The sequence below is a fragment of the Syntrophales bacterium genome (genome assembly GCA_030655775.1).
Lineage (GTDB): Bacteria > Desulfobacterota > Syntrophia > Syntrophales > JADFWA01 > JAUSPI01.
Genome location: JAUSPI010000100.1, coordinates 1 through 5,181, shown reverse-complemented (window position 1 = coordinate 5,181; position 5,181 = coordinate 1). Strand labels below are relative to the sequence as shown.

General features: G+C 42.8%; 4 protein-coding genes. All 4 read right to left on the bottom strand.

Annotated features, from left to right (window positions below):
* Positions 1–1,855 (bottom strand): recombinase family protein (locus Q7J27_05260; GenBank protein ID MDO9528555.1); only part of this gene is annotated, 1,855 nt, incomplete at its 3' end.
* 77 nt (positions 1,856–1,932) lie between these two features.
* Positions 1,933–2,142 (bottom strand): hypothetical protein, encoded by a 210-nt coding sequence (locus tag Q7J27_05255; protein ID MDO9528554.1) that lies wholly within the window; start codon positions 2,140–2,142, stop codon positions 1,933–1,935.
* A gap of 549 nt (positions 2,143–2,691) precedes the next feature.
* Complete coding sequence (locus Q7J27_05250; GenBank protein MDO9528553.1) at positions 2,692–3,702, bottom strand: Panacea domain-containing protein; 1,011 nt, start codon at positions 3,700–3,702, stop codon at positions 2,692–2,694.
* Between the two features lie 177 nt (positions 3,703–3,879).
* The gene (locus tag Q7J27_05245; GenBank protein ID MDO9528552.1) at positions 3,880–4,794 is read right to left on the bottom strand and encodes a YifB family Mg chelatase-like AAA ATPase; all 915 of its coding nucleotides are present in this window, start codon (positions 4,792–4,794) and stop codon (positions 3,880–3,882) included.
* Positions 4,795–5,181: the final 387 nt, after the last annotated feature.

The window sequence follows — 5,181 nt, the reverse complement described above, 5'->3', positions numbered from 1 at the left end:
CAGGTGGGGGAAGGACTGTTTTTTGTGTGAAGTGCCGGTACCAGAAGTTTCTAAGCTGCTGATTGGAGAAAGAGTATCCCTCTTTTCTCAATACGTCTGCGATCTTGCTGAATGACAGATACTTGTAGGTATCAATGTTTTCTAGTAAAAAACTTTCGAATGGAATTGGCTGATTTTCCCCGAAATCCTTAAAACACGAGGCAATTCCTCTTTTGCCAGCCGCTTTCAAAACCCACTGAATCTTACTGAAGTCCACTTCAAGAGTATGCGCTATTTCTCGCACCTCCATGCCGTTGTTTGCCATTAGCACAGCCTTTGCCCTCTTCGTGTTCATTCCTTCAAGTGCTGTGATTTCCCAGTCGGCTAATGTTCTGGTAAATCTTCGTATTTTTCGCGGATAGTCGACACGGAACGAGTATCCGGTTTTCAGATGAACGGCAAGATGGTCATTGTATGCGGTGATTTTTTCGATAATAACCTGGAACAGATTTCTTTTTTCGGAAAGTTCGGTGAGGTCAAGTATGAGCCAAAAATTTTCCAGGGCAGTTTCGTACTGCTTTCGCGTTTCGAGAGGATCCAGCTCAGGAAGAGAAAATTTCAGCTCGCTTATTTGATTCTGGCATGTTTCGTTATCGGCTTTCAGCGTTTCAATACGGTCTTTAAGCTCCGCTTTATCCATGAATTCAGACTCAAACATCTCAAAATATTTGTTGATACTCGTTGTGTTTTTCTTGATGAGTGTTTTTAGCCTCTGGATGTTCTGCGTTGCAGTTTTTTCCTGATTGCGGTACTCAGCTTCCCCATTGATCATGGCCTCAAGAATTTCGGTCTTGTTTTTTGTAATTGTTTTGATCAGCTTATCTGTAACAGCTTTTTCTATCCTTTCAGCGTTAAATGATTTCAGGGTACACGCTGACCTGCCCTCATCAGCCCTGCGGCCACAGCGATAAAATCTTTTTCCTGTTTTGTGGTCTCCAGAGCTGACCAAGCCACTGCCGCAAACATTGCACTTTAGCAATCCTGTCAGTAGATGCTTGGCTGCGGAGGAAACGGGTGTGCGAGTCCTTTTTTGGATTTCCCGTCTGGCTTTCTGGTAAGTATCAAATGTTACAATCGGCTCAATGTTTCCAGGCTCCAGTTTTCCGTCTATTTCAAGCATGCCCGCATAGGTATAATTGCCCAGCATTCGTCCAATCGTTGGAGAATCAAAGCGTTTGTTATTCTTTGTTCTGAACCCGTTGTTGTTAAGATATTCAGCTATCCTGGTCGTACCCATTCCGTGAAGGCAAAGATCAAATATCTTTTTTACAATCTCACAGCCCGGTCCGTCATCAGGCATAAGTTTGTTCTTTTCTTCGTTCAGTTTCAGGCCGTATGGCACATGCCCCAGCGGCAGTCGCTTTACCCGCTTTCGAGTGTTTTTGACCGCCTTGATTCTCTGAATTATCGAATCCCGTTCAAACTCTGCCACGCTTCCAAGAAGGCCAAGTAAAAGCTTGCCCATGGGGGTATTGATATTAAAGTTTTCGCTGATGGAAATAAGCTCAACTTTGTTGCCTTCAAGGAGTTCAAGTATATTCAGCAGGTGGCTGAGCTTTCGACTTAGTCTGTCAATCTTCCAGACCAGAACCCGCTCAATTTTACCTTCCCTGATGAGATTGAGCATCGATGTGAGACCGGGCCTGTCATACTTTATCCCTGAATGGCCCATGTCATCAAATATTTGATACTTCCATCCCTGTTTTTCTGTGGTTTGGGTAAGTTGTTCTATCTGGTTTTTAGTAGAGTAACCTTTTTGGGCTTGTTCCTCGGTGGACACACGTACATAGATTGCAGTGTAGGTATTTGTATCCAATGGTCACTTACCTTACTGTGAATTATTGTTACTATGAAACAGGGACTTACCCCTTAAAGAAAATGTGTGCGCGCGAATTATATTTTACTAAGATGAATTATCCCTAAAACTCCGCACTTACCTTTCAGGATGAGGGTTTCGACGTCCTTGGGACCAATCTTTTCCAGAGCGTCGACAACCGATTTAAAAGCATACCTCTCGCCATTAATATCGGCGTATGTGAGCCTGATATGGTTTTTCAAAACAAATTCCGCTATACTGTTAATAACCGCTTCCTGCTCTTGCACAATAATAACCTCCCAATAAACGTACCGATCGACCTCGATTTTTGGTTGACACTTCCTGCCTCCTGAAGGAGGAGGGATTCTCAGACAACACACGCCCCATCGGACCACGTTGACGCCTGAAGGGTCTGCCCGGCCCTAAGTATATTGATAGAGGCGTTAATGTCTGTGTCTAAGGCTCCGGGAACACTTGCTTGAGGGTAGGAAGCTCCACGGCCTAGTCATATCCGGAAAGGGAAACACCCGCCGGCCGTAAGTGTCTATCCTCTGTTCAAGGGGCAGCGTTGTAAAAGTCACGACACACAGATCACAAGCTACCGGATACAATTAGCCGTGTAGACTTGCTAATCATGGGTATTCTTTACTTATTGCTGGTCTGAGGCTCAGTATATCTTTGTATCGGTTTCTGGTGATTCATGTGTCGGTACTATATATGAACATCAGTGCTACCAACCTCTGTTCTAAATGTCAAAAAAAACGCCTTACAATCCATCCCCCTGAAGGGGATGGATTTCACGGCGAAGTATAAGCAGAATAAAAAATTTATGTTAGTTAGGGGAAATTCTCCGGTAGAGAAGGAATGTCGTCACTTTCATCTGGAACATCCCCCCAATCAAGTCCAAGGTTTTTATACATCTCTCTCAATTCTTCCTGGCGTTCTATAATCTCGCGTCTGGTGAGGCCGTGCTTGCCATCTACTGCAAGCATATACCTGATCATCTTACCTTCACCTTTTTCCGCAATTGTTTTAAACCATGGCTGTCTGGGTAGATGTGTTACTTCAACAATCTGTTCAGCAGTTGTCTCTTTAAAGAAGATTGTCACGTTTTCCAGAAGACGTAACTCACGTTTGCTAAATACAGATTTATCAAAATTAAAATCTTCTTTAGGAACTATTTTGTGAAAGTCTTTGATGACTTCGATTTCAATAGCTTCCCTTAAGTCAGGTTTAATGTCACGAGATAATTCCATGAATAGATCGGCAGGGACAGGGCCCTGCTTCCAGGCATAATAGCTCAGACCGGTTACGGAACGACCAGCTTCCCTGAAATGAAAAAAGTCAAGATGATACATCAGCTTCATGAGCTTGGTCTTCCCACAGTTCTTTGTTTTAGACGCGAAGTGAAATATTGCATTAATCATTTTCTTTCTATTGATTCTCAGTATGATACCATCATCCGCACTCAACTCCTGGGACATTTCTTTTTTTCTTTCTGTGGCAAGCCAACTCGCCTCTCCGATCACTTTTCTGTATATATCACGAAAAAACTCCGGCCGTTCCTTCGCCAACTTGGCGAGAATATCAATCAACTTCCTTGCTATATCCTCATTCTGGAACTGTTTTATTGTGGGATCTTCAGGTTTCCTTCCAAAAAACAGCTCATCAGCAGAAATGTTGTGCTCCTCACACGCCTGCAGAAGATTTTTGTATGGAATTTTGTCATGAAGTTTTCGGCGAGCCAGATCAGAAGGGGTGAGAGCTATTATCTTAGCAATATCACGCTCAAATTCAACTCCACATTTGCTTTTTAAATAATCAATTATTTCTACAACCTTTTTCATTTATCCGAAGACGTTTACCCTTTCTATAACTTTTTTCTTGACATAAATTGCAAAATGTGATAGGGGATACCAGTAAATTATTACTGACAATAGCAGATAAAGTTCAAAAGTCAAGTAAATCTAGGAAAATTGTAAAATAGTGGGATCAGATCGAAAGGAAAAGTGTTCGTCTAACGGTTATTTAGGTATGTCGACCTTGGCAAGGCTGATTTGTCCGGGTTTGGGAATATGGCCGCCCCCTACGAGTCCTGCATCCGAGATGGTGTGATGAGGTGAAAGAAAGGGCCTCGTTACAAGTATTGCTTCTTCTTTGGATAGAAGCCCCGCGACAGAAAAAATTTTTGTTGTTTCAAGCGCCTCCTCAAAGGAAAGATCTGGAAGTATGGAGGGGAGCCGTTGTGCCAGCATGGTCTTTCCAGAACCAGGAGGTCCTATCATGATGATATTATGTCCGCCTGCGGCAGCAACCTCCAGGGCTCTTTTTGCCTGATCCTGTCCGCGTATTTCACTAAAGTCAAAGGGATAATTGAGGCTCCTCTTGAATACTTCAGATACGTCAACCCTTGTCGGTTCAATCTCTTTCCTGTTATTAAAAAATTCGACAACATCGGACAGATAGTCAACGGCGATAACATCGATTGTTTCTACCATAGCCGCCTCTGCTGCGTTTTCTCTTGGCAGGATAATGCCTCTTATCCCCATCTCCTTTGTCTGAAATGCGGCGGAAAGGGCTCCATGAATGCCCTTGATACGCCCATCCAGTGAGAGTTCCCCTATTATTACATAGTCCTGGAGGACATCTTTTTCGATCATCCCTTCTGCTGACAGGATACCCACGGCTATTGGCAGATCGAAGCTTGTTCCCTCTTTTTTAATATCGGCAGGGGCAAGGTTTACCGTAACCCTGTCTGCTGGAAATTTGTAGCCGGAGTTTTTTATGGCAGCCTTTATTCTGTCTTTACTTTCTTTGACGGAGATATCGGGTAGTCCCACAGTCGAGAATTGAGGAAGTCCCGAGGATATATCTACCTCTACATCGACAGAATAGGAATCTATTCCAACGATAGCTGTACTAATTACCTTTACAATCAATTAAGTTTCCTACTAACACTTCTTCCGGATTAACAAAAATATCTGATTTTGATGTAGTGGCCGATGTCTTCATCGACTTTAGGAACAGAAGTTCCTATTAAAACCTTTAAAAATTAATTTTAACCCTGTGTCTTGCGCCTACAACATGTTTTCAGATGGAAGCAAATTAGTCAATAATAAAGTTAGGTTCTTCTCCAATTTAGTTGGAGAAGAGGGTCCAAGGATTCCAGGGGTCAAGGATTCAAGGGTTTGTTTTCTAAAGACTTTATCAGCGCCTTTAACATTCTTTCGCTTTCTGCTATGCCTTTTTTTAGTTTACCCAATACACCTTTTTCAATTAAATCTAAATCCCCTGCTAATAATATCTGCGTTTCCAGTTCGCAAACA

Excerpts from the sequence above, each read along its gene's own strand:
- Q7J27_05250 (MDO9528553.1), bottom strand. The coding sequence starts at position 3,702 with ATGAAAAAGGTTGTAGAAATAATTGATTATTTAAAAAGCAAATGTGGA.